General features: G+C 60.8%; 27 protein-coding genes and 1 riboswitch. Of the genes, 16 read left to right on the top strand and 11 right to left on the bottom strand.

Translation table 11 applies throughout. From position 1 onward, the window contains the following. The first annotated feature begins 110 nt into the window (after positions 1-110). The 7 genes from sufB (at position 111) to BN1800_RS29230 (ending at position 6,588) form a co-directional block, all read left to right on the top strand. Positions 111-1,580, top strand: coding sequence for a Fe-S cluster assembly protein SufB (sufB, locus tag BN1800_RS29200; RefSeq protein WP_087002471.1), 1,470 nt, complete (start codon positions 111-113; stop codon positions 1,578-1,580). Between the two features lie 72 nt (positions 1,581-1,652). Next, positions 1,653-2,408, top strand: coding sequence for a Fe-S cluster assembly ATPase SufC (gene sufC / locus BN1800_RS29205; protein ID WP_027512441.1), 756 nt, complete (start codon positions 1,653-1,655; stop codon positions 2,406-2,408). A gap of 23 nt (positions 2,409-2,431) precedes the next feature. Continuing rightward, a complete protein-coding gene (gene sufD, locus BN1800_RS29210) occupies positions 2,432-3,706 on the top strand; it encodes a Fe-S cluster assembly protein SufD (RefSeq protein ID WP_087002473.1) in 1,275 nt (424 codons plus the stop codon). 12 nt (positions 3,707-3,718) lie between these two features. Continuing rightward, positions 3,719-4,960: a cysteine desulfurase gene (locus BN1800_RS29215; RefSeq protein ID WP_087002476.1), complete on the top strand. Its 1,242-nt coding sequence runs from the start codon at positions 3,719-3,721 to the stop codon at positions 4,958-4,960. Positions 4,961-4,971: 11 nt separating this feature from the next. Next, the gene (locus BN1800_RS29220; protein WP_087002478.1) at positions 4,972-5,352 is read left to right on the top strand and encodes an SUF system Fe-S cluster assembly protein; all 381 of its coding nucleotides are present in this window, start codon (positions 4,972-4,974) and stop codon (positions 5,350-5,352) included. Between the two features lie 115 nt (positions 5,353-5,467). Continuing rightward, entirely contained in the window at positions 5,468-5,863 is a 396-nt protein-coding gene (gene sufA, locus BN1800_RS29225) for a Fe-S cluster assembly scaffold SufA (protein ID WP_027512445.1), read from the top strand. Positions 5,864-5,952: 89 nt separating this feature from the next. Next, positions 5,953-6,588, top strand: coding sequence for a LysE family translocator (locus BN1800_RS29230; RefSeq protein WP_244564698.1), 636 nt, complete (start codon positions 5,953-5,955; stop codon positions 6,586-6,588). A 17-nt stretch (positions 6,589-6,605) separates the two neighbouring features. On the opposite strand, the gene BN1800_RS29235 is transcribed toward BN1800_RS29230, so the two are convergent. The 6 genes from BN1800_RS29235 to gcvT all read right to left on the bottom strand — a co-directional run bounded on the left by BN1800_RS29235 (position 6,606) and on the right by gcvT (position 12,346). After that, positions 6,606-6,881 (bottom strand): flagellar basal body protein, encoded by a 276-nt coding sequence (locus tag BN1800_RS29235; protein WP_087002480.1) that lies wholly within the window; start codon positions 6,879-6,881, stop codon positions 6,606-6,608. Positions 6,882-7,022: 141 nt separating this feature from the next. Beyond that, positions 7,023-7,235, bottom strand: a complete 213-nt coding sequence (locus BN1800_RS40665; RefSeq protein ID WP_210191297.1) for a hypothetical protein — start codon at positions 7,233-7,235, stop codon at positions 7,023-7,025. 367 nt (positions 7,236-7,602) lie between these two features. Continuing rightward, the gene (locus BN1800_RS29245) at positions 7,603-7,848 is read right to left on the bottom strand and encodes a DUF982 domain-containing protein (protein ID WP_027512449.1); all 246 of its coding nucleotides are present in this window, start codon (positions 7,846-7,848) and stop codon (positions 7,603-7,605) included. 110 nt (positions 7,849-7,958) lie between these two features. Next, positions 7,959-10,823, bottom strand: a complete 2,865-nt coding sequence (gcvP, locus tag BN1800_RS29250; RefSeq protein WP_087002484.1) for an aminomethyl-transferring glycine dehydrogenase — start codon at positions 10,821-10,823, stop codon at positions 7,959-7,961. Then, positions 10,823-11,185 carry a glycine cleavage system protein GcvH gene (gene gcvH, locus BN1800_RS29255; protein ID WP_087002486.1) on the bottom strand — a complete coding sequence of 121 codons (363 nt, stop codon included), beginning with the start codon at positions 11,183-11,185 and terminating at the stop codon, positions 10,823-10,825. The genes gcvP and gcvH overlap by 1 nt, the downstream gene beginning before the upstream one ends. Before the next feature lie 24 nt (positions 11,186-11,209). After that, complete coding sequence (gene gcvT, locus BN1800_RS29260; RefSeq protein WP_087002488.1) at positions 11,210-12,346, bottom strand: glycine cleavage system aminomethyltransferase GcvT; 1,137 nt, start codon at positions 12,344-12,346, stop codon at positions 11,210-11,212. Between the two features lie 152 nt (positions 12,347-12,498). Continuing rightward, positions 12,499-12,591: riboswitch (glycine riboswitch) on the bottom strand. A 159-nt stretch (positions 12,592-12,750) separates the two neighbouring features. Here gcvT and BN1800_RS29265 point away from each other — a divergent pair. Beyond that, entirely contained in the window at positions 12,751-13,134 is a 384-nt protein-coding gene (locus tag BN1800_RS29265; RefSeq protein ID WP_027512454.1) for a hypothetical protein, read from the top strand. Positions 13,135-13,212: 78 nt separating this feature from the next. Beyond that, entirely contained in the window at positions 13,213-14,178 is a 966-nt protein-coding gene (locus BN1800_RS29270) for a copper chaperone PCu(A)C domain-containing protein (RefSeq protein WP_027512455.1), read from the top strand. A gap of 58 nt (positions 14,179-14,236) precedes the next feature. Here BN1800_RS29270 and BN1800_RS29275 read toward each other — a convergent pair whose 3' ends face one another. Further along, complete coding sequence (locus tag BN1800_RS29275) at positions 14,237-14,503, bottom strand: hypothetical protein (RefSeq protein WP_027512456.1); 267 nt, start codon at positions 14,501-14,503, stop codon at positions 14,237-14,239. Between the two features lie 112 nt (positions 14,504-14,615). Between BN1800_RS29275 and crcB the strand changes: the two genes are divergently transcribed. From crcB to BN1800_RS29310, 7 genes are all read left to right on the top strand, one after another. Continuing rightward, entirely contained in the window at positions 14,616-14,993 is a 378-nt protein-coding gene (gene crcB / locus BN1800_RS29280; RefSeq protein WP_027512457.1) for a fluoride efflux transporter CrcB, read from the top strand. An 87-nt stretch (positions 14,994-15,080) separates the two neighbouring features. Further along, entirely contained in the window at positions 15,081-16,073 is a 993-nt protein-coding gene (locus BN1800_RS29285; protein WP_087002490.1) for an RluA family pseudouridine synthase, read from the top strand. Next, a complete protein-coding gene (locus BN1800_RS29290; protein WP_087002492.1) occupies positions 16,070-16,720 on the top strand; it encodes an HAD-IA family hydrolase in 651 nt (216 codons plus the stop codon). Before BN1800_RS29285 ends, BN1800_RS29290 begins: the two co-directional genes overlap by 4 nt. A 9-nt stretch (positions 16,721-16,729) precedes the next feature. Next, a complete protein-coding gene (locus BN1800_RS29295; protein ID WP_027512460.1) occupies positions 16,730-17,515 on the top strand; it encodes an ATP12 family chaperone protein in 786 nt (261 codons plus the stop codon). Between the two features lie 68 nt (positions 17,516-17,583). Next, a complete protein-coding gene (locus BN1800_RS29300; protein ID WP_027512461.1) occupies positions 17,584-18,042 on the top strand; it encodes a hypothetical protein in 459 nt (152 codons plus the stop codon). A gap of 37 nt (positions 18,043-18,079) precedes the next feature. Further along, positions 18,080-19,612 (top strand): acyl-CoA carboxylase subunit beta, encoded by a 1,533-nt coding sequence (locus BN1800_RS29305; RefSeq protein WP_027512462.1) that lies wholly within the window; start codon positions 18,080-18,082, stop codon positions 19,610-19,612. A 124-nt stretch (positions 19,613-19,736) separates the two neighbouring features. Next, positions 19,737-20,129, top strand: coding sequence for a DoxX family protein (locus BN1800_RS29310; protein WP_027512463.1), 393 nt, complete (start codon positions 19,737-19,739; stop codon positions 20,127-20,129). A 36-nt stretch (positions 20,130-20,165) separates the two neighbouring features. Here BN1800_RS29310 and BN1800_RS29315 read toward each other — a convergent pair whose 3' ends face one another. The 4 genes from BN1800_RS29315 to BN1800_RS29330 all read right to left on the bottom strand — a co-directional run bounded on the left by BN1800_RS29315 (position 20,166) and on the right by BN1800_RS29330 (position 22,377). Further along, complete coding sequence (locus BN1800_RS29315) at positions 20,166-20,480, bottom strand: DMT family transporter (protein ID WP_027512464.1); 315 nt, start codon at positions 20,478-20,480, stop codon at positions 20,166-20,168. A 159-nt stretch (positions 20,481-20,639) separates the two neighbouring features. Next, positions 20,640-21,473 carry an S-formylglutathione hydrolase gene (fghA, locus tag BN1800_RS29320; RefSeq protein WP_027512465.1) on the bottom strand — a complete coding sequence of 278 codons (834 nt, stop codon included), beginning with the start codon at positions 21,471-21,473 and terminating at the stop codon, positions 20,640-20,642. Next, on the bottom strand, positions 21,470-21,937 hold the full coding sequence (locus BN1800_RS29325; protein ID WP_087002493.1) for a YaiI/YqxD family protein: 468 nt from the start codon (positions 21,935-21,937) through the stop codon (positions 21,470-21,472). The genes fghA and BN1800_RS29325 overlap by 4 nt, the downstream gene beginning before the upstream one ends. Then, complete coding sequence (locus BN1800_RS29330; RefSeq protein WP_087002495.1) at positions 21,934-22,377, bottom strand: GNAT family N-acetyltransferase; 444 nt, start codon at positions 22,375-22,377, stop codon at positions 21,934-21,936. Before BN1800_RS29330 ends, BN1800_RS29325 begins: the two co-directional genes overlap by 4 nt. Positions 22,378-22,498 lie beyond the last annotated feature (121 nt).

A 22,498-nucleotide genomic window follows, 5' to 3' on the forward strand; every position in this document is an offset into this window, starting at 1 on the left:
CCGCTTGCCAATCGGGCTGAAAAACCCCTTTTGGCCACCTACATACGGGGTAAGGAAAACTGCCCCAAGACAAGCTGCCGGACCTTTACCCGGCGAGATTGGAGAACGATATGCCCGCCGTCCAAGAAACGGTTGAACGCGTCCGCCAGATCGATGTGGACCAGTACAAATATGGCTTCGAAACCATCATCGAGATGGACAAGGCACCCAAGGGCCTGTCCGAGGAGATCATTCGCTTCATCTCCGCCAAGAAGCGTGAGCCGGAATGGATGCTCGAATGGCGCCTTGAGGCCTACAAGCGCTGGCTGACGATGGACGAGCCCACCTGGGCGCGCGTCGACTATCCGAAGATTGATTTCAACGATATCCACTACTACGCCGCGCCGAAGAGCACCTCCGGCCCGTCGTCGTTGGACGAGGTCGATCCGGAGCTGCTGAAGGTTTACGAAAAGCTCGGCATCCCGCTGCGCGAGCAGGAAATCCTCGCCGGCGTCGAGAAGTCGAGGATCGCCGTCGATGCCGTCTTCGATTCCGTTTCGGTGGTGACGACCTTCAAGGAAGAGCTGAAGAAGGCCGGCGTGATCTTCATGTCGATCTCGGAAGCGATCCGCGAGCATCCGGAGCTGGTGAAGAAATATCTCGGCACGGTCGTTCCGCAGACCGACAATTACTATGCGACGCTGAACTCCGCTGTTTTCACCGACGGCTCCTTCGTCTTCGTGCCGAAGGGCGTCCGCTGCCCGATGGAGCTTTCCACATATTTCCGTATTAACGAGAAGAATACTGGACAGTTCGAGCGCACGCTGATCATCGCCGAGGAAGGCGCCTATGTGTCCTACCTCGAAGGCTGCACGGCGCCGCAGCGTGATGAAAACCAGCTGCATGCCGCCGTTGTCGAACTGATCGCTCTCGATGATGCCGAAATCAAGTATTCCACCGTCCAGAACTGGTATCCGGGCGATGCGCAGGGCAAGGGCGGCATCTATAACTTCGTCACCAAGCGCGGCGATTGCCGCGGCGACCGCTCGAAGATTTCGTGGACGCAGGTCGAGACCGGCTCCGCGATCACCTGGAAATATCCGTCCTGCATCCTGCGCGGCGACGACAGCCGCGGGGAGTTCTATTCGATCGCCGTGTCCAACGGACATCAGCAGGTCGACAGCGGCACCAAGATGATCCATCTCGGCAAGAACACGTCGAGCCGCATTATTTCCAAGGGCATCGCCGCAGGCGTGTCGCAGAACACTTATCGCGGTCAGGTTTCGGCTCACCGCAGGGCATCGAACGCGCGCAACTTCACGCAGTGCGACTCGCTCTTGATCGGCGACAGGTGTGGCGCCCATACCGTGCCTTACATCGAGGCGAAGAATTCGACGGCACATTTCGAGCACGAGGCGACCACCTCAAAGATCTCCGAAGACCAGCTCTTCTACTGCCTGCAGCGCGGCATTCCGGCGGAAGCGGCGATCGCGCTGATCGTCAACGGTTTCGTCAAGGAAGTCCTGCAGGAGTTGCCGATGGAATTCGCCATCGAGGCGCAGAAGCTAATCAGCATCTCGCTCGAAGGCAGCGTCGGCTGACGCCAACCGAAATCACTACGCGATGGCGCGCCCGGCGCGCCTTTACCCGATTGCTTTTTATGGGACATGACCATGCTTGAAATCAGAAACCTGCACGCCCGCATCGCCGAAGACGGCACCGAGATCATCCGCGGCCTGGACCTTACAGTGAAGGCCGGCGAAGTCGCTGCCATCATGGGCCCGAACGGCTCCGGCAAGTCGACGCTCTCCTACATTCTTGCGGGTCGCGAAGACTATGAAGTGACCGAAGGCGACATCCTTTACAACGGCGAGAGCATTCTCGAGCTCGACGCCGCCGAGCGCGCCGCCAAAGGTATTTTTCTGGCTTTCCAGTATCCGGTCGAAATCCCGGGCGTCGCGACCATGCAGTTCCTGAAGGTGGCGATGAACGAGCAGCGCAAGGCGCGCGGCGAAGAAGAGCTGAAGACGCCGGATTTCATGCGTCTCGTCAAGGACGCAGCCGGCAAGCTGCAGATCAATACCGAGATGTTGAAGCGGCCGCTGAACGTCGGCTTTTCCGGCGGTGAGAAGAAGCGCGCCGAGATCCTGCAGATGGCGCTGCTCCAGCCGCAGCTTTGCGTGCTCGACGAAACCGATTCCGGCCTCGATATCGACGCGCTGAAGATCGTTGCCGATGGCGTCAACGCGCTGCGTTCGCCCGACCGCGCTGTAGTCGTCATCACCCACTACCAGCGCCTGCTTGATTACATCATTCCGGACACCGTTCACGTCCTCTACAAGGGCCAGGTGATCAAATCCGGCGACAAGACGCTGGCGCACGAGCTGGAAGCTAACGGCTACGCCGACATCATCGGAGCGGCAGCCTGATTCAGGCGGAAAGGACGAGTCTCATGAACATGCAGACGACGAGCCGCCTGACTGCCGCGGAAGCGGCGCTCATCGAGGCTTTCAACAATCAATTCGGCGAACTGCCCGGTGACGGCGCGGTGACGGCGACCCGCGACCGGCTGTTGGACGACCTGAAGAAGGGCGGCCTGCCGACACGGCGGATCGAGGCCTGGCATTATACCGACCTCAAGAACCTGCTTCGCGCCGTTCCGGCCGTTGCCGGGGACGCCGCATCGAAAGAGATCGAGCCGCTGATCGAAGGTTCTTCGGTTCTCTCGATCATGCAGGGCCATGTCGACCCAAGTGCGACTGCGGGCGAGCTTGAGATCTCCAGTTACGCGCAGCACCTGATCGACGGCTCGGCCGTGGCGGGGCTCGGCGCGCTTGGTGCGGATGATGCCGTCGGCCGCATCAACGGCAGCTTCGTGCGCGACGGCTATGTCGTTTATGTTCCGGCGGGTACCGAATTGGAAAGGCCGCTGGAGATCGATCTCGTCCATGCCGGCGGCCAGATCCATACGCGCCTGCCCGTATCGTTTGGCGCAAACGTCAAGGCGATCGTGATCGAACGTCACCTGTCGGTGACCGGCGATGAGGCACTCGTGTCCCATGTCAGTGACATCACGATCGGCGAAGGCACGGAACTCACCTGGATCATCCTGCAACAGCAAGGTGGCGAGGATACGCATCTTGGCCAGATCCGCATCGATCTTGGCGCCAATGCCAAGCTGAAGCTGTTCGTCATCAACGCGGGCGGCAAGCTGGTGCGACAGGAGTTGCACATCAAGGTGACAGGCGAGGGTGCGGACCTGACGCTCCGGGGCATCAACCTGCTCGGCGGCGATACGCATACCGACGTGACGATGGTGCTCGGCCACAACGTTCCACACACCGGTTCGACGGAGATCATCCGCAACGTCGTCTTCGACCGCGCCAAGGGCGTCTTCCAGGGCATGATCCGGGTTGCGCCCGATGCGCAGAAGACCGACGCGAAAATGTCGTGCAACACGCTGCTAATGTCGGACGATGCCGACTTCTCGACGAAGCCGGAGCTCGAGATCTTTGCCGACGACGTCCAGTGCGGCCACGGCGCGACCGTTGCGGATATCGATGACAATCATCTCTTCTACATGATGGCGCGCGGCGTTCCGGAGAACAAGGCGCGGGCGATGCTCGTCAAGGCCTTCGTCGCCGAGATCGTCGAGGAATTGGAAGACGAAGCCCTGGTCGAGGCGCTGGAAGGCGTCATCTCGGCCTGGCTCGAAAAGCACGCCTGATCGGATACCGCCATGGACAAGTTAGCACCGGCAGCCACCTACGACGTCAAAGCCATCCGCAAGGATTTTCCGATCCTTGCACGGGAGGTCTATGGCAAGCCGCTGGTCTATCTCGACAACGGCGCCTCCGCCCAGAAGCCGCAAATGGTTATCGATGCCATCTCGCGGACCTATTCGACCGAATATGCGAACGTGCACCGCGGCCTGCATTTCCTGTCCAATGCGGCAACCGAAGCCTATGAGGGCGCGCGCGAAAAGGTTCGGCGCTTCCTGAACGCGCCGTCCGTCGACGACATCGTCTTCACGAAATCCTCGACGGAGGCGATCAACACGGTCGCGCACGGCTGGGGCATGCCGAAGATCGGCGAGGGCGACGAGATCGTCGTCTCGATCATGGAGCACCACTCCAATATCGTGCCCTGGCATTTCATCCGCGAGCGGCAGGGCGCCAAGCTGGTCTGGGTGCCGGTGGACGACGAAGGTGCCTTCCATATCGAGGACTTCGAGAAAAGCCTGACAGAACGCACTAAGCTCGTTGCGATCACGCATATGTCGAACGCGTTGGGCACCATCGTTCCGGTCAAGGAAGTCTGCCGCATCGCCCATGAGCGCGGCATTCCGGTCTTGATCGACGGCTCGCAGGGTGCCGTGCATCTGCCGGTCGATGTCCAGGATATCGACTGCGACTGGTACGTGATGACCGGCCACAAGCTCTACGGTCCCTCGGGAATCGGCGTGCTCTACGGCAAAAAGGAGCGGCTTCGCGAGATGCGGCCGTTCCAGGGCGGCGGCGAGATGATTTTCGAGGTGACGGAAGATGCCGTGACCTACAACGATCCGCCGCATCGCTTCGAAGCCGGCACGCCGCCAATCGTTCAGGCGATCGGCCTTGGTTATGCGCTGGATTACATGGACAAGGTCGGACGCGAGGCGATTTCACGCCATGAAGCCGATCTGACGGCCTATGCCGCCGAGCGGCTGCGGTCGATCAATTCGCTGCGCATCTTCGGAACGGCGCCGGGCAAGGGCAGCATCTTCGCCTTCGAACTCGCCGGCCTGCATCCTCATGATGTCTCGATGGTGATCGACCGGCAGGGCGTTGCGGTCCGCGCAGGCACCCATTGCGCCATGCCGCTCTTGAAACGCTTCGGCGTCACCGCCACATGCCGTGCATCCTTCGGCATGTACAACACACGTGCCGAGGTTGATGCCTTGGCCGACGCGCTGGAATATGCGCGCAAGTTCTTTGCTTGAGGAGTGTCCGTATGAGCCTGGACGAAAGCGAACAGAAGACCGACGTGCGCGAGGGTATCGTGCATTCGAGCATTCCTACCGATGAGTTGGCGCGCCTTAGCGACGACGTCATCGGCGCGCTGAAAACCGTCTACGATCCGGAAATTCCCGCCGACATTTTCGAACTCGGGCTGATCTACAAGATCGACATCGAGGACGACCGCATGGTGAAGATCGTCATGACGCTGACGGCCCCGGGCTGCCCGGTTGCTGGCGAAATGCCGGGCTGGGTAGAGAATGCCGTCGGCGCGGTTGAAGGCGTATCCGGCGTCGAGGTCGCGATGACCTTCGATCCGCCGTGGACTCCGGATCGCATGTCGGAAGAGGCGCAGGTTGCCGTTGGCTGGTACTAGCATGATCCCGAAAAGCTGCAGTCGGCAGGCTGGTATTGAAGCCTTAAGCTGCGCGCTTTACATTAAGACTCGAAGCACCCGAACTTAACCCGGGTTGTGGAAGGAGAATGAGCCGATGGGCTTTGCAGTGATGAGCATGACCGGCACCGCCGCGGCGCGGGTGAAGGCGATCGTCGAAAATTCCGGACCGGAGGCCAAGGGCATCCGCGTCGGCATCAAGAAGGGCGGTTGCGCCGGGATGGAATATACCATCGACCTGGTGACCGAACCCAATGCCAAGGACGACCTGATCGAACGCGACGGCGCCAAGGTCTGGGTCGAGCCATCTGCTGTCCTCTATCTGCTCGGCACGGAACTGGACTTCGAGACGACGACGCTGCGCTCGGGCTTCACCTTCACCAACCCGAACCAGACATCGGCCTGCGGCTGCGGAGAATCCGTGGAACTGAAGCCCGCCGATCTCGCAGCGCTTGCCGCGCGCGGCGACGCGGTAGTGCCTGCCGCGCACTGAATTCTTCAAGGCCGCAATCGAAGCCGCCAGCGATGGCGGCTTTGTTATTTTGATTTGTCCCTTTCAGGCAGCGAAACAGTTTCTACCGTATGATCATCGAAACGCTGCTTCTACTCTTTGCCAAAGGCGCTCTTCTTGGCCTCATCGTCACCGCGCCGCCGGGGCCGATCGCGACGCTCTGCATCAACCGCAGCCTTCATCGTGGTTTCCGATCGGGTGCAGCCATCGGTATTGGGGCAGCGCTTGGCGATGCGTGCTACGCACTGGTGGCGGCCGCCGGTCTCGCAATGGTCTCGCACACCGTCGACGATTATTCACTGCCGATTGCGGCAGCCGGCGGTGCGCTTCTCATCTTTCTCGGCATCCGCGATCTTGTGACCCCGCCTGCCGGTGCCGTGGAGGTCGGCGCCCGCGATCTCTTCGGCAAGATCGCCTCGACCTTCCTGCTGGCGATTTCGAACCCCGGCGCGCTTCTTTCGTTCGGAGGCCTCTTTGCGGGGCTTGGTCTGGTCGACGGCAATACGGTGACGGAAGTCGCGGCGATCGTCATCGGCGTGTTTTTCGGTGCAATGGCCTGGTGGACGGCGTTGAGCGCGGCGGTCAATCTCGCCAGCGACAGGATTTCAAGCGATCTCACGCTGCTGATCCGCCGCATTTCCGGCGGGCTGATCATCGCCTTCGGGACCGTCGTTCTCGGCTTTGCAGCGCGGCTGCTGCTTGCATAGAGAGTTGCGCGGGTAAGTCAGTCGCGCTTGATGCTCATCAGCAATTCCCACATGTCGGCGCCGGCCTCGAAAACGACGGCGTTCGCCTTGAAGCTTTGCTCGGCCTGGATCAGGCTCGTCAGTTCCATGAGCGGATCGACACTTTGGCCTTCATTGGCAGTCAGCGTATCGGGATCGACGCGGCTATCGCCGGGCGTGCTGATGTTCGCCACGTTGCTGGCAATCGCGCCGACCTTGCTGGTCTGGGTGCGCATGCCCGAAAGAGCGGTGTTCATGACGCTCGATACATTCATCAGCCGTTTCCTCACGTCTCCATAGAAGCCGCTATACAGAAGAGATTTTAGGGAAAACTGAACGCGTTTCGTTAACAGTAAGTGCAGCAAGGCGAGCAGGGCGTCCGGAAATGGCACGGAAGCTGAAAAACGGTGGTCGCCTCAGTTCAAGCGCGCGATCTGAGCCTGGAACGCCGTTCGATACTGGGAGGCCTCTTCAGGCGGCAGATCGGCCTGGCGAGGCTCCAGCCGGACCAACCGGCCGAGGACATGGAGAAGGTTCGTCGGATCGGCTGTATATTCGCAAAGCCAGTGATCGGGTTGAATAGCGTCCAGCGGCGAGGGCAGGCGGCGGTCGCCTATCATGGGCAGCAAGCGATCGAGCCTGCGATATGGTTCGATTGACAACGCTTTATTCGACGATGTCGCTCATTCAAACTTTCTGCTGAGGCTGCACGTTTGGACAGAACCGTAGCGCAATGGAACAATAAAAGGGGCTGAAATTAAAAGACGAAACCTCGGATGGTCAGCCGTGGTCCGATCTTGGCTACAGATATCGAAATCTAGACGGCTGCGGCTATCGATGCCCTGCTTGTTCAACGGATCGGAATCCTCCCGAGGGAGCCCGGCGATCAGATCCATCCTTTCGCCATAGGGCGGCTGGGCGGCCCGATGGCCTGAGGTCGTTCGCAAAGCGTCGCTTGGGAGGCCCGCCGCGGTAGGCAAAATCTGGTAGCGTCGATCAGCCTTGAATGTCGATGCCAGCCTCGATCGCGGCATCGATGAAGGCCTTCCGCGCCTCTTCGTTGGTGCGCTTGCCCTTTATGACGTCGGCGCAGATCAGCAGAGCACGATCGAGGGCGGGGCCGTCTTCGATTGGCCAGTCCTCGATCAGCGCCCAGGAGGCGGCCTGCGTGGTCGATATGGTCATGTATTGACCTGGTTCTTCGAGGGCGAGCAGCACCGGTTTCGACCAGGGCGCTTGCATTCTGGCTTCGCTCTGGTCTTTCGGCATCGGGCGTGACCTTTTTTCATCGTCGGGTTGGGAGAGTGAGGCGGAAAACCCTCCCCACGAGGGGGAGGGGCCGTGAGGGCGTGTTATTCCGCCGCCTCCGCATAGCTCTCCACCGGCGGGCAGGTGCAGATCAGGTTCCTGTCCCCATACACATTGTCGACGCGGTTGACCGGGGACCAGTATTTGTCAACGCGGAAGGCGCCCGGGGGGAAGCAGGCCTGTTCGCGAGAGTAGGGGCGGTCCCATTCGCCGACGAGGTCTTCCACCGTGTGCGGGGCGTTCTTCAGCGGATTGTTGAGCTTGTCCATGCGACCTTCCTCGATGGCGCGGGCCTCCTCGCGGATGGCCAGCATCGCCTCGCAGAAGCGGTCGAGTTCGGCCTTGGTTTCGGACTCGGTCGGTTCTATCATCAGCGTGCCGGCGACCGGCCAGCTCATGGTCGGTGCATGGAAGCCGCAATCGATCAGGCGCTTGGCAACGTCATCGACGGTGACGCCGGCGCTATCGGCCAGCGGACGCGTGTCGATGATGCATTCATGCGCGACGCGGCCGCTCTCGGACTTGTAGAGCACGCCGTAGGCGTCCTTCAGGCGGGCGGCGATATAGTTGGCATTGAGTATCGCGACCTTGGTTGCCTGCGTCAGGCCTTCGCCCCCCATCATCAGGCAGTAGCTCCACGAGATCGGCAGGATTGAGGCCGACCCAAAGGCCGCAGCGGAAACCGCGCCGGAGCGGCCGTCGGTTTCCGGATGGCCGGGCAGGTGAGGCGCCAGATGCGACTTGACGCCGATTGGGCCCATGCCCGGACCGCCGCCGCCATGAGGGATGCAGAAGGTCTTGTGCAGGTTAAGGTGCGACACGTCGGAGCCAATGTCGCCGGGGCGGGATAGGCCGACCATTGCGTTCATGTTGGCGCCGTCGAGATAGACTTGGCCGAGGTGCTTGTGCACGAGATCGCAGATCTCTTTTACCGTCTCCTCGAACACGCCATGCGTCGACGGGTAGGTGATCATGCAGCAGGAGAGGTTTGCCGAATGCTCTTCCGCTTTGGCGCGGAAGTCGTCCATGTCGATGTCGCCGTTTCCGCGAACCTTGACGACGACTACCTTCATGCCAGCCATCTGCGCCGAGGCGGGGTTCGTGCCGTGCGCCGAGGTCGGGATCAGGCAGACGTCGCGATGGCCGTTGCCGTTGGCGATGTGGTAGTTGCGGATCGTAAGCAAGCCGGCATATTCGCCCTGTGCGCCGGAATTCGGCTGCATGGAAAAGGCGTCGTAACCGGTGACCGCACAAAGTTTTTCCGTCAGGTCGTCAATCATTTCGCGGTAGCCGAGCGCCTGATCGGCCGGCACGTAAGGATGGATGTCCGAAAATTCAGGCCAGGTGATCGGCAGCATTTCCGCCGTGGCGTTCAGCTTCATGGTGCAGGAGCCGAGCGGGATCATCGCGCGGTCGAGCGCAAGATCACGATCCGAGAGCCGGCGGATGTAGCGGGTCATTTCGCTTTCCGCGCGGTTCATGTGGAAGATCGGATGCGTCAAATAATCGCTGGTGCGCAGCAGATCCTTCGGCAGGCGATAACCGGGCTCGAAGTCACCAACGGCGAAGTTGCCGCCGAAGGCGCGCCAGACGGCTTCAAGCGTCGCCGGACGGGTGCGCTCGTCGAGGCTAATGCCGATCTTCGTCGTGCCGACCTTGCGCAGGTTGACGCCTTCGGCGACAGCGGCGCCCAGGATGAGGCCCTGCATGTGGCCGACATCGACGGTGACCGTGTCGAAGAAGGTTTCCGGCTCTATCTTGTAACCAAGCTTTTCAAGGCCCTTGGCCATCAGCACGGCCTTCTGGTGAACCTGCTGGGCGATCGCCTTGATGCCCTTCGGACCGTGGAAGACCGCATACATCGACGCCATGACGGCGAGCAGCACCTGCGCGGTGCAGATGTTCGACGTCGCTTTTTCGCGGCGGATATGCTGTTCGCGCGTCTGCAGTGACAGGCGGTAGGCGCGGTTGCCGCGGGAATCGACGGACACGCCGACGAGGCGGCCGGGCATCGAGCGCTTGTGCGCATCCTTGACCGACATATAGGCCGCATGCGGGCCGCCGTAGCCGACCGGGACACCGAAGCGTTGCGAAGAGCCGATCGCGATGTCCGCACCCATTTCGCCCGGCGACTTCAGAAGCGTCAGCGCGAGGATATCGGCGGCGACGATGGCAATCGCGCCAGTCTGATGCAGGCGGGAGATCAGGCCGGTGAAATCATGCACATGGCCGTGCGTGCCGGGATACTGGAAGATCGCGCCGAAGACGTCCACTGGATCGAGATCCTTTAAGGGATCGCCGACGATGACGGTCCAGCCGAGCGGCTCGGCGCGGGTCTGGATGAGCGCGATCGTTTGCGGGTGGCAGGCGGCGTCGACGAAGAAGGCCTTGGCCTTCGACTTCGAGACGCGCTCGGCCATGGCCATGCCTTCGGCGGCAGCGGTCGCTTCGTCGAGAAGCGAAGCGTTGGCGACGTCGAGGCCGGTCAGGTCGCAGATCATCGTCTGGTAGTTCAGCAGCGCTTCCAGGCGGCCCTGGCTGATTTCCGGCTGGTAGGGCGTGTAGGCGGTGTACCAGGCGGGATTCTCCAGGATGGTGCGCTGGATGACCGGCGGCGTGATCGTGCCGTAGTAGCCCTGGCCGATCAGCGAAACGAGCACCTTGTTCTTGTTGGCTGTTTCGCGGAGTTTGTCGAGCGCCTCGCGCTCTGTCATCGGCGCACCCCAGACGAGCGGCGCCTTCTGGCGGATCGCGGGCGGTACGGTTGCGTCGATCAGGCTGTCGAGGCTGTTGTAGCCGACGACCTTCAGCATCTCCTCCATCTCGGCCGGCGAGGGGCCGATATGGCGGCGGTTGGCGAAGTCGTAGGGCTGGTAGTCGGTAAACTGGAATTCTGTCGGCGTCGTCATTACGCGGTGAGCTCCTTGTAGGCCGCTTCGTCAAGCAGGCCATCGGCATCGGCCGGGTTCTTGAGCTTCAACTTGAAGAACCAGCCGGCGCCCAGCGGGTCCGAATTGACCAGCGACGGGTCGGCGGTGATTGCTGCGTTGACTTCGGTGATCTCGCCATCGAGCGGACAATAGACTTCCGAGGCAGCCTTCACGGACTCGACGGTGGCGGCATCGTCATTCTTGGAAAAGCTCGCGCCCACTTCCGGCAACTCGACGAAAACGAGGTCGCCGAGCTGCTCGACGGCGTAATTCGTGATGCCGACCGTCGCCACGCCGCCTTCGATCTTCAGCCACTCATGTTCTTCGGTAAATTTCAGCATGGTTTGTTCCTCTCTGGAAAAGTCTTAGCGTTTGTAGGTCGGCGTGATGAAGGGCAGGGCGCTGACTGTCACAGGCAGGTACTTGCCGCGCACCTCAGCGTAGATTTGGGTTCCAACGGAAGCATGGGAGACAGGCACGTAGCCGATGGCAACCGGGCCATCGACGCTCGGGCCGAAGCCGCCCGACGTAACCTCGCCGATCTCGGTCCTGCCTTCGGCATCAGCATAGAGCTTGGAATGGCCGCGCACCGGCGCCTTGCCTTCCGGCTTCAGGCCGACGCGGCGGCGCGTGGCGCCGTTGTCGAGCTCGCGGAGGATGCGTTCAGCGCCGGGGAAGCCTCCGGCGCGCGCTCCGCCCGTCCTGCGAGTCTTCTGCATGGCCCATTCGAGCGCCGCCTCGACCGGCGTCGTGGTGGTGTCGATGTCGTTGCCGTAGAGGCAGAGGCCCGCCTCCAGGCGAAGCGAATCGCGGGCGCCGAGGCCGATCGGTTGCGCATCGGGATGTTCGAGCAACCGCTTGGCGACGTCCTCCGCCTTGTCGGCCGGAATGGAGATTTCGTAACCGTCCTCGCCGCTATAACCCGAGCGGGAGACGAGACAGGAAACGTCGTGCAAGCGGCAGTGACGCACGTCCATGAATTTCATCGCCGCGACGTCGGCCCAGAGTTCGGCCAGCACGTCGACGGCGCGAGGACCTTGCAGCGCGACCAGCGCGCGGTCGAGCAGGGTGATGTCACAGCGGTCACCGATATGCTTCTGCATATGCGCGACATCGGCTTCCTTGCAGGCGGCGTTGACGACGACGAAGAGATGGTCGTCGAGATGGGCGATCATCAGGTCATCGAGGATGCCGCCGTTCTCATCGGTAAAGAAGCCGTAGCGCTGGCGTCCTTCGGCGAGACCGAGGATATCGACCGGGACGAGGCTTTCGAGCGCAAGGGCCGCATCCTCATACTTGCCCGACTTCGCCTTCACGATGACCTGGCCCATATGGGAAACGTCGAACAGGCCGGCGGCGGCGCGCGTCTGCAGGTGTTCCTTCAGGACGCCGGCCGGATATTGCACGGGCATATCGTAGCCTGCGAAGGGCACCAAGCGAGCGCCGAGCAAAAGATGCAGCGCGTGTAGCGGAGTTTTCTTGAGGGCAGCAGTATCGTCCAACGACGCCTCCGGGGTTTGCGCGTGGAATCCCATGCGCGGGCTCAATCTGAAGGCGCAGCTACGCCTTCCTTCCGAGCCCCCTCTGTCCGTTTGCCTGAGATTGTTATCCCTTCGGCGAGCGTTTCGAGAACGCTTCTCTCCAGAGTTCCGTCTGCCCCTTGCTGGTCCTTTGGCCTGAGAGTTTCCGGGGCGGTTGCTCCTTCGGCACCGGTCGTCCGCAGACCGGATTCTCCCAACAAGGTTGCGGCAATTATCCGGCGGAGCAGGCACTTGGCAAGGGGGAATGTCGCCGCCGAACAAATTTTTGTCGCGCCGTCCTTCGGCAAAGTGTGATCTGCGTCAAATGAGCTTTTGCTTTTCCCGGATAAAGTGCTTAATCGCGAAATCCGCTAAAGAGGATCCAGATGATGAAGACAGGCCGAAACGCTGGCATGCTGACGCGCATTCTCTGCGCGCTGAGCTTGCTTATGCTTGGCCTTGCGCATCAGGCGCCGCAGGCGGCCGCGGCTGACGCGGACTATAACAGCGCCGCATACGTCCTGCCGGATGGCACCTACGCCTCGCTTTGCGTGAACGTTACGGACAGCGGCGACAGGACGGTCCCGCAGAAGCCGGGTTGCGAAGTCTGCCGGCTCTCCGCCTCCGTTATCCTGCCGGTGCCGGATGCCGGCTCCTGGCTGCATCTTGAATTCGCCACGCTGCACAACCCGCCGGTTCATGCGGACACCCCCATCGGGGTGCAAGCCGTCGAACGTCCGAAATCCAGGGCGCCTCCGGTTTTGGCTTGATCTCCAGCCACACCGAAAACGACACTATGATGCCGGTGCCGCCAGCCATTGCGAGCGCAACCGACGAGGAGATACCCGATGAAGACCATCAAGACACTCAGCGCTGCAGCTCTGGTTTCCGCAGCCGCATTCACGGCAACGCAGGCGCATGTCACCTTTCTTGATCCCGAAGCCCCACAGGAAAAGACGATCCTCGCAACACTGCAGCTACCGCACGGCTGCGACGGCAAGCCGACCAACGAAGTGCAGGTGAGGCTGCCGGAGGGCTTCGTCTTTGCCAAGCCGCAGCCGAAGGCCGGCTGGGAGTTGGAGGTGATCAAGGGCGACTATCAGAAGACCTACGACAATCACGGCTCCAATGTGAAATCCGGCGCGATCGAGATCCGCTGGAAAGGCGGCAATCTCTCCGACGACTTCTACGACACCTTCGTGATCCAGGGTAAGGTCTCGGGCGTGGAAGCAGGAACGTCGCTGGCCTTTCCCGTGAAGCAGCTTTGCGGCGATGCAGTCGAGGCATGGGACCAGGTCGCAACCGGCGGCGGCGATCACCATAAGCTCAAGAGCCCGGCGCCGGTGCTGACGGTCGTTGCCGGCGGCGGCAACGGTCACGACCATGGCGACATGGCCGGGATGGACATGAATGCCGCAGCAGCTGAAACCGCAACGCTCGGCGATCTCGAAGTCTCTGGCGCCTTTGCGAAAGCAATGCTGCCTGGCCAGCCGGTCGGTGGCGGTTTTCTTACCATCAAGAATAACGGCAAGACCGACGACAAGCTCGTCGCCGTTTCCTCGCCGGCTGCGGGCGAAGTTCAGATGCATGAAATGGGGATGCAGGACAACGTGATGAAGATGCGAGAGCTGAAGGATGGGATTGCCGTGCCGGCAGGCGGGACGGTGAAGCTAGCGCCTGGCGGCCTACATCTGATGTTCCAGAAAGTGAAAGCGCCTTTCAAGCAGGGTGAGAGCGTGCCGGCGACGCTAACCTTTGAGAAGGCGGGCAAGATCAATGTGACCTTGAAGGTCCTCTCGGCACAAGGCAAATAATTTGGCAATAGGCTCGCGGCGGTCGTCGCGGGCCTTTTACTTTCCAGAGGCGGGAAGTTCAAAAATCCTCGTAGGATTTCAATGCCTGCTGCAATCCTGCCTGCGGCTGCTTGTTGCCTTTGGTCATCAAGTCGAGCGCCACTTCGGTAGACTGGATGATGCTTGCCGTTTCGTTCAGCTCCTGGCCGCTTCGACCCTTTAGCTGACGATCGGCGATCCGGCGCGCATCCTTTGCCACCATGCTCGCCGGGACGCGGGGAGCAATCCTCAGCGTTTCGAAAGCGGTGGCGGCCGTGCTCGCGGATATGGTAACGACCTGTGTCATAAGACGCTTGGTACAGGCCGCCGGTTTGTAACCGGCTAAGGAAATCATTCGTGTTTTACTGAATGGTAAGATTTTTAGCCATCCGATTGGAATTCGTCAGGTAGGCCAAACTATGATCCAAGCTCTTCTTGTCGGCGCCGGTGGCGCTATTGGTTCGCTTCTGAGATATTACGTAGGCCAATGGTCGCTGCGGCTCATGGGGCCGAGCTTCCCTTGGGGCACGCTGATCGTCAATGTCGTTGGCTGTTTCGCCATTGGCGTTTTTGCCGAAATGATCGCACGCCGGTTCAACGCCTCCGTGGAGATGCGCCTTCTGCTCATCACCGGTTTCCTCGGCGGCTTTACGACCTTTTCCGCTTTTTCACTGGATGCGATCTCGCTCTTCGAGCGGGGCGAGACAGTGGCCGGCGGGCTTTATGTCGCCGCAAGCGTCGGGCTTTCGATGGCCTCTGTCATGGTCGGCCTCGCCGTCGTGCGCGCTTTGATCTGAAAGGCAGTTTCCGCGCAGAGAAAAATGCTCTAAAGCCACCGGCAACAGCCGCGCGTGGCGCGCTCACGATTTTCCGAAAGAACAAGAATGGCCGGAATAGAACATATCAAGGTGGAAGCCGATGAGGCGGGCATGCGGCTCGATCGGTGGTTCAAGGTCCACTATCCGGGCCTCGGCTTCGGTCCTCTGCAGAAGCTGTTGCGCTCGGGCCAGGTCCGTGTCGACGGTGGACGCGTGAAGACCGATGCGCGCGTGCAGCCGGGCCAAACGGTTCGCGTACCGCCGCTCGACGTCGATGCGAAGGTCAAGAGCGGTCCGATCGCCGGGAAGGACTTGAAGCATTCCAGCGACTACGAACTTCTTCAGCGAATGGTGCTGCACGAGGACGACAAGGTGATCGTGCTCAACAAGCCTGCCGGACTTGCCGTGCAGGGCGGTTCCGGCCTGACCCGGCATATCGACCAGATGCTGGATGCCTGGACAAGCCCCAAGGGCGAGAAGCCGCGGCTCGTGCACCGGCTGGACCGCGATACGTCGGGCGTGCTCGTTATCGCCCGCACCCGTGGTGCGGCGCAGAAGTTGACGGCTGCCTTTCGCGAGCGCGACACCAAGAAGACATATTGGTCGCTGGTGAGGGGCGTGCCGCGCAAGCACGAAGACAAAATCTCCACCTGGCTCGTCAAGGAAGCGACCGCCGACGGCGACCGCATGCGCATTGCCAAGCATGGCGAGGAGGGTGCGGATCACGCCGTATCCTTCTACCGTGTGATTGAGACTGCTGCGCAGAACCTAGCCTGGCTCGAGATGGAGCCATACACCGGCCGGACCCATCAGCTGCGCGTTCATGCGCTGCATATCGGTCATCCAATCATCGGCGATCCGAAGTACTTCATCGACGATCCCAACTGGGATTTTCCCGGCGGTATCCAGAAGCGGCTGCACCTGCATGCCCGTCATATCGATATTCCGCACCCCTCCGGGGGACGTCTGCGCATCACTGCTCCGCTGCCACCGCATATGGTGCAGACGTGGAACCTTCTCGGCCTTGATCTTGCCGGCGCGGAGAGGGATGACGAATGAAGCTTATTCTCTTCGATTGCGACGGTACGTTGGTCGATAGTGCCGCCCTGATCCATGAGGTGATGGCTAGAACTTTCGTTCAATTCGGTCATCGGCGGCCGGATGTTTCCAGCACCAAATCGATCATCGGCCTGACGCTCGATATCGCGATTGCCCGCATGCAGGGCAAACCGCATGTCGATGACGAGGCGATCGCGATGACGGCGCACTACAAGTCGATCTACATGGATGTCAGGCAAGAGGCAGGCATGGATGTGCCGCTTTTCGCCGGCATAAAGCCAATGATCGACACATTGGTCGCACGGGATGACATCCTGATCGGCGCCGTTACCGGAAAGTCGCGCCGCGGGCTCGTCAATGTCCTTGAGACACACGGGTTCACGCCGCATTTCATAGTCTCGCGCACGGCTGACGATTGCCCGTCCAAACCGCATCCGGCGATGGTGACGGAATGCTGCGACGAAGCGGGCATGAATGCTGCTGATGCCATTGTCATCGGCGATGCGATCTACGATATGCAGATGGCAAAGGCTGCAGGTGCAAGGGCAATTGGTGTATCCTGGGGTTATGCCAGCGTTGACGACCTGATCGCGGCCGGCGCCGATACCATCGCCCACCATCCGAACGACGTGCTTGATCATTTTTGAGGTGACGCCATGCGCGACCTGCTAAACGACCATTCAGAAGGTCTGAGCCATCCCGACCCGATCCGCCGCGCGCAGATTCAGATGAAGAAGCCCCTGCCGAAGCGCTTTTACAAGAATGTGTCGGTGGCCGAGCGGGACGAAGGCTTCGCGATCGAGCTCGATGGCAAGGTCGTGCGCACGCCCGCCAAACAGGTTCTGGCAGTGCCGGGACGGGCTGTGGCTGACCTCGTTGCCGCCGAGTGGGATGCACAGGCGGAAATCATCGACCCGGCAACCATGCCCGTGACGCGTCTCGTCAATACCGCGCTCGATGGCGTCGCGACCGACACGCAGGCCGTCTTCGAAGACATCCTGCGGTTTTCCTCGAGCGATCTTCTTTGCTATCGCGCCGAGGGACCAGAACTCTTGGTGCAGCGCCAGACCGCGCGGTGGGATCCGGTTCTCGATTGGGTGGCGAATGATCTCGGCGCGCGCTTCATCCTGATCGAAGGCGTGATGCATCATGAGCAGCCGCGCGAAGCGGTCGCAGCCTTCGGCGTCACTTTGCGGAGACACGACAGTGCGCTGGCACTTGCCTCTCTTCACACCATAACGACGCTAACCGGGTCGGCCCTTCTGGCGCTTGCGTTCGCCGAACGTCATCTAACCATGGACGAGGTTTGGTCGCTTGCTCATCTCGACGAGGACTGGACGATCGAGCATTGGGGCAGCGACGAGGAGGCTGAACTGCGCCGTGCCAAACGCTTTGAGGAGTTCAAGGCCGCGGCGGAGGTTTTTTTGGCGCTAAAGGCCTGAAACATATTGCTTTGACAGCCATTATGACGAACTCTGCGACTCCGAGCGGGAGAGGTGCGGATTTCAGTATGAATTGGTTTAGGTCGCTTTTTTGTCAGCTGGCGCTGGTCTCCACCCTGCTGACATCCTGCATGGGCCTGACCTCCGATGAGCCCGCCGCTCCCACCTACGATGTCCGCAGTGCCGTGGTTCTCGGCGGCCCAAATACGCCGCCCGAGCTGCTTTCGGGAATCGGCGACCGGATCAATGCCGCCATCAATGCAACGGTTCGCACCGAGGTCTATCCGCGCGTCGTGCTGACGATTCGCATCGCTTCCCTTCAGAAGGCCACTGGCTTCGACAAGAAGCGGAATATCGCCAAGATTAATATCGATGCGGCTTCCGTCGACGATGGTTCGGTCATCGCCGTCAGTTCGTTGGTGGTGACCAGCACTGCCAACGAACAGGCCATGGCGGACCAGATCCTGGCGGAAGATATCGCCGCGCGCATCCGTTCGGCCTTCAAGCTCAACGCCGGCCGCGGCTGAGAAATCATGCCGCGACCACGCGGCGAAGGGAGATTTCATGAAGGAAGTTCTCGATGAGCTGGAGCGCCGCCGCGAGATCGCCCGGCAGGGCGGCGGCCATACGCGTATCGAAGCGCAGCACAAGCGCGGCAAGCTGACGGCGCGGGAACGGATCGACCTCTTCCTCGATGAAGGTTCCTTTGAGGAGTTCGACATGTTCGTGGAGCATCGCTCGACGGATTTCGGCATGGACAAGTCCCGTATCGCCGGCGACGGCGTCGTCACGGGTTGGGGAACGGTGAACGGTCGGACTGTCTTCGTCTTCGCCAAGGACTTCACGGTGTTCGGCGGCTCGCTTTCGGAGGCGCATGCAGAGAAGATCATGAAGGTGCAGGATATGGCGCTGAAGAATCGCGCGCCGATCGTCGGCATCTACGATGCCGGCGGCGCACGCATCCAGGAAGGGGTTGCTGCGCTCGGCGGCTATGCCGAGGTCTTCCAGCGCAATGTGCTCGCCTCCGGTGTCATTCCGCAGATTTCGGTGATCATGGGCCCATGTGCCGGCGGCGACGTGTATTCGCCTGCGATGACCGATTTCATCTTCATGGTGCGCGACACGTCTTACATGTTCGTCACGGGTCCGGATGTGGTGAAGACCGTCACCAACGAAACGGTGACCTCCGAGGAACTCGGCGGCGCCTTTGTTCACACGACGCGCTCCTCGATCGCCGACGGCGCCTATGACAACGATGTCGATACCTTGCTGCAGGTCCGCCGCCTCATCGATTTCCTGCCGCTTTCCAATACCTCGCCGGTGCCGGAGATCGAATGCTACCAGTCGGTGACGGATGGGGATAAATCGCTGGACACACTGATCCCGGCCAATACCAACAAGCCGTATGACATCAAGGAACTGATCCACAAGGTTGCGGACGAAGGCGACTTCTTCGAGATCCAGGCAAGCTTCGCCAAGAACATCGTCTGCGGTTTCGGCCGCATCGAAGGCTCGACGGTCGGCTTTGTGGCGAACCAGCCGATGGTTCTTGCCGGCGTGCTTGACAGCGACGCATCACGCAAGGCTGCGCGTTTCGTGCGCTTCTGCGATTGCTTCAATATTCCGATCGTCACCTTCGTCGATGTTCCGGGCTTTCTGCCGGGCACGGCGCAGGAATATGGCGGGCTTATCAAGCATGGGGCAAAGCTGCTTTTTGCTTATGCAGAGGCGACCGTGCCGAAGCTGACGGTCATCACCCGCAAGGCGTTCGGCGGGGCTTACGACGTGATGGCCTCCAAGCATCTGCGCGGCGATCTCAACTATGCTTGGCCGACGGCGCAGATCGCCGTGATGGGTGCGAAAGGGGCAGTCGAGATCATCTTCCGCAAGGATATCGCCGATCCGGAAAAGATCGCGGCACACACAAAGATGTACGAAGACCGCTTCCTATCACCCTTCGTCGCGGCCGAGCGCGGCTATATCGATGAGGTGATCATGCCGCATTCGACGCGCCGCCGCCTGGCGCGCGGTCTGAAGATGCTGCGCAACAAGGATCTCTCGAACCCCTGGAAGAAGCACGACAATATTCCACTCTGAGGCGCAGGAATGGTGAAAAACAAGCGAAATCAACAGGAAGTGATCGGTTGTCAGCGATCCGTGTATTCATTCCAATCGTTCAGGACATTAACGCTCCACTGTCTTATCTCAAAGGAGAGTCTTAATGTCCGCTTCCGAACGCCTCAGCGCCTATCAACCCTATGCGCTGGCTGCTCTTAGGATCATCACCGCGCTTCTCTTCATCGAGCACGGCACGATGAAGCTGTTTGAATTCCCGATTCCGCAAGGAGAGGGCGGCCCCCTTCCGCCGCTCATGCTCGTGGCGGCACTTCTTGAATTCGTCGGCGGCCTGGCCATTCTGGTCGGTTTCCTGACGCGTCCGGTCGCGCTCATCCTGAGCGGCGAAATGGCGGTTGCCTATTTCATGGCGCATGCACCGCTGGGTTTCTACCCGTCCGTCAACCAGGGCGAATCGGCGATCCTATATTGCTTCGTCTTCCTGTTCCTGGTTTTCGCCGGTGCCGGCACATTTTCGGTCGACAAGCGCAACGCCTGAGAAAAATGCCGCGGGTTCGTCCCGCGGCATCCATCGTCATGCAGTGAATTTTAGCCCGGCAATGCCGGCCACGATAAGCGCGATGCAGCCGAGGCGGCTTGCTGTGACGGGGTCGCTGAGCAGCCAGATACCGAGCAGCACTGTTCCGACGGTGCCAATGCCGGTCCAGACCGCATAGGCGGTGCCGATCGGCAGCGATTTGACCGCCAGACCGAGCAGCACGATGCTGATCACCATGGAAATGACTGTCAGAACGGTCGGCATGGGTCGGGTGAAGCCATCGGTATATTTCAGACCGATTGCCCAACCGCATTCGAAAAGACCTGCAAGGAACAGCAGGAACCAGGCCATCTTACTCTCCTTTTTCAAGAGCGAGGCCGTCCCCGCGACTTTCGCGTCCGAGGGGATCGGGCGCCGCAGTCGTCTGCGTTGACCTTCATATGCGCGGTTCGGCGGCCGGTTTCAAGGCCGGAATTGGCATGGCTGCCATGCCAACCGCCTCCTGCGTCGTCATCCTAGCCGCTCGGCGTGCCACTTCAGGTGACCATCCATGAAGGTGGAGATGAAATAGTAAGAGTGGTCGTAGCGCTGATGCAGCCGGAGCGTGAGCTTGATATCCGTGCCCTTGACCGCCTCTTCGAAAAGCCACGGCCTCAGACCGTTTTCTAGGAAGCCGTCCGCCTCACCCTGATCGATGAGAAATTCCGGGAACCGTGCACCGTCGCTTACCAAGGCAACTGCGTCGTACTTGCGCCAGGCCGCGCGATCCGACCCAAGATATTTTTCAAACGCCGGTGCCGACCAATCGGCAGTCGACGGCTCGACGATCGGCGCGAAGGCCGAGCAGCTCTTGAAGCGGTCCGGGTTCCTCAACGCGATCGTCAGCGCGCCGTGACCGCCCATAGAATGGCCAAAGATGCCCTGGCGGCTCATATCCGCGCGGAACTGCTTGCCGATCAGTGCAGGGAGCTCTTCGGTGATATAAGTATACATCTGGTAATTCTCGGCCCATGGCTCTTCGGTGGCGTCGAGATAGAAGCCAGCACCTTTGCCCATCTGCCAGTTTGTCAACTCATCCGGCACGTCGTTTCCGCGCGGGCTCGTGTCCGGGCAGACGATGATGAGGCCGAGTTCGGCCGCCATGCGGCGGTACTCGCCCTTCTCCATGACATTGGCATGGGTGCAGGTGAGGCCGGAAAGATACCAGAGAACCGGGCAGGGCTCCGTGATGGCCTTCGGCGGCACAAAGACCGCGAAGGTCATCTCGCATTTGCATGCTTCGGATCCATCCGAGAACACGCCCTGCATGCCGCCGAAGGCAGTCGCCTGGGAAATGATGTTCATTTTTGATCTCCCGTTCCTGGGGTTGCCGCCTTGGCGCGACGGCAGAGCCGGTCGAAGGTTTCGAGGAACCGCGAGCGGTCCTTCGGGCTGAAGGCGGCATTGTAACCCTTGCTTTCGCCGGTCTCCCGGAGGTGCGCGCCGAGATCGCGCATGGCGCTCGCCATGCCGATGTTCGTATCGTCGAAAACGCGCCCGGTAGGACCGCTGACCAAGGCGCCCGTCGCGACGCAACGCACGGCAAGCGGCACGTCTGCGGTTACCACGACGTCGCCTGCGCCGGCATGTTCGGCGATCCAGTTGTCGGCGGCATCAAAGGCGCTAGAGACGATAACGTTGTGGATCGTCGGTTCACGTGAGGGCCGGAGCCCTGAATTGGCAACGAAGGTCACTTCGAGGCCGTGGCGTTCGGCAACCTTCAGGATTTCCGGTTTCACGGGGCAGGCGTCGGCATCGACGTAGATCATGACGCAGTTCCTCCTGGCTGCAAAGGTCGGATCATGTCGATGTGAGGAATACCGTCTTCCAGATATTCCTCTGACGTCGCCGCAAATCCGAAGGACTCATAGAAGCGGCGAAGGTGGCCTTGAGCGGAAAGCGCGATCGGATTGGCCGGGAGCAGCCGCTCGCAGGCAAGGACAGCTTCCTTCACTAGCGCTTCGCCGAGTCGTTTGCCCCGATGAGACGGCGAAACGACGACGCGGCCGATCTTTGTCGCATCCTCCGGACGATGTGGTTTCAGGATGCGCGCTGATGCCAGCAACTGTGAACCGTCCATCAATCTTAAGTGCAGCGCTTCAGCATCCTTGCCATCCAGCTCAGGGTAAGGGCAATTCTGCTCGACGACGAAAACGTCGACGCGCATCTTCAGGAGGTCGTAAAGCTCGTGCGCGGAAAGCTCGTTCATGCCGCGCACGTCGACTCTATAGTTCGCCGCGCGTATCAATATAGCACAACACTCCTGATGCTTTCGCCGGAATGCATGAGCTCGAAGCCCTTGTTGATGTCTTCGAGCGGCATTGTGTGGG

The organism is Rhizobium sullae (assembly GCF_900169785.1).
GTDB lineage: Bacteria > Pseudomonadota > Alphaproteobacteria > Rhizobiales > Rhizobiaceae > Rhizobium > Rhizobium sullae.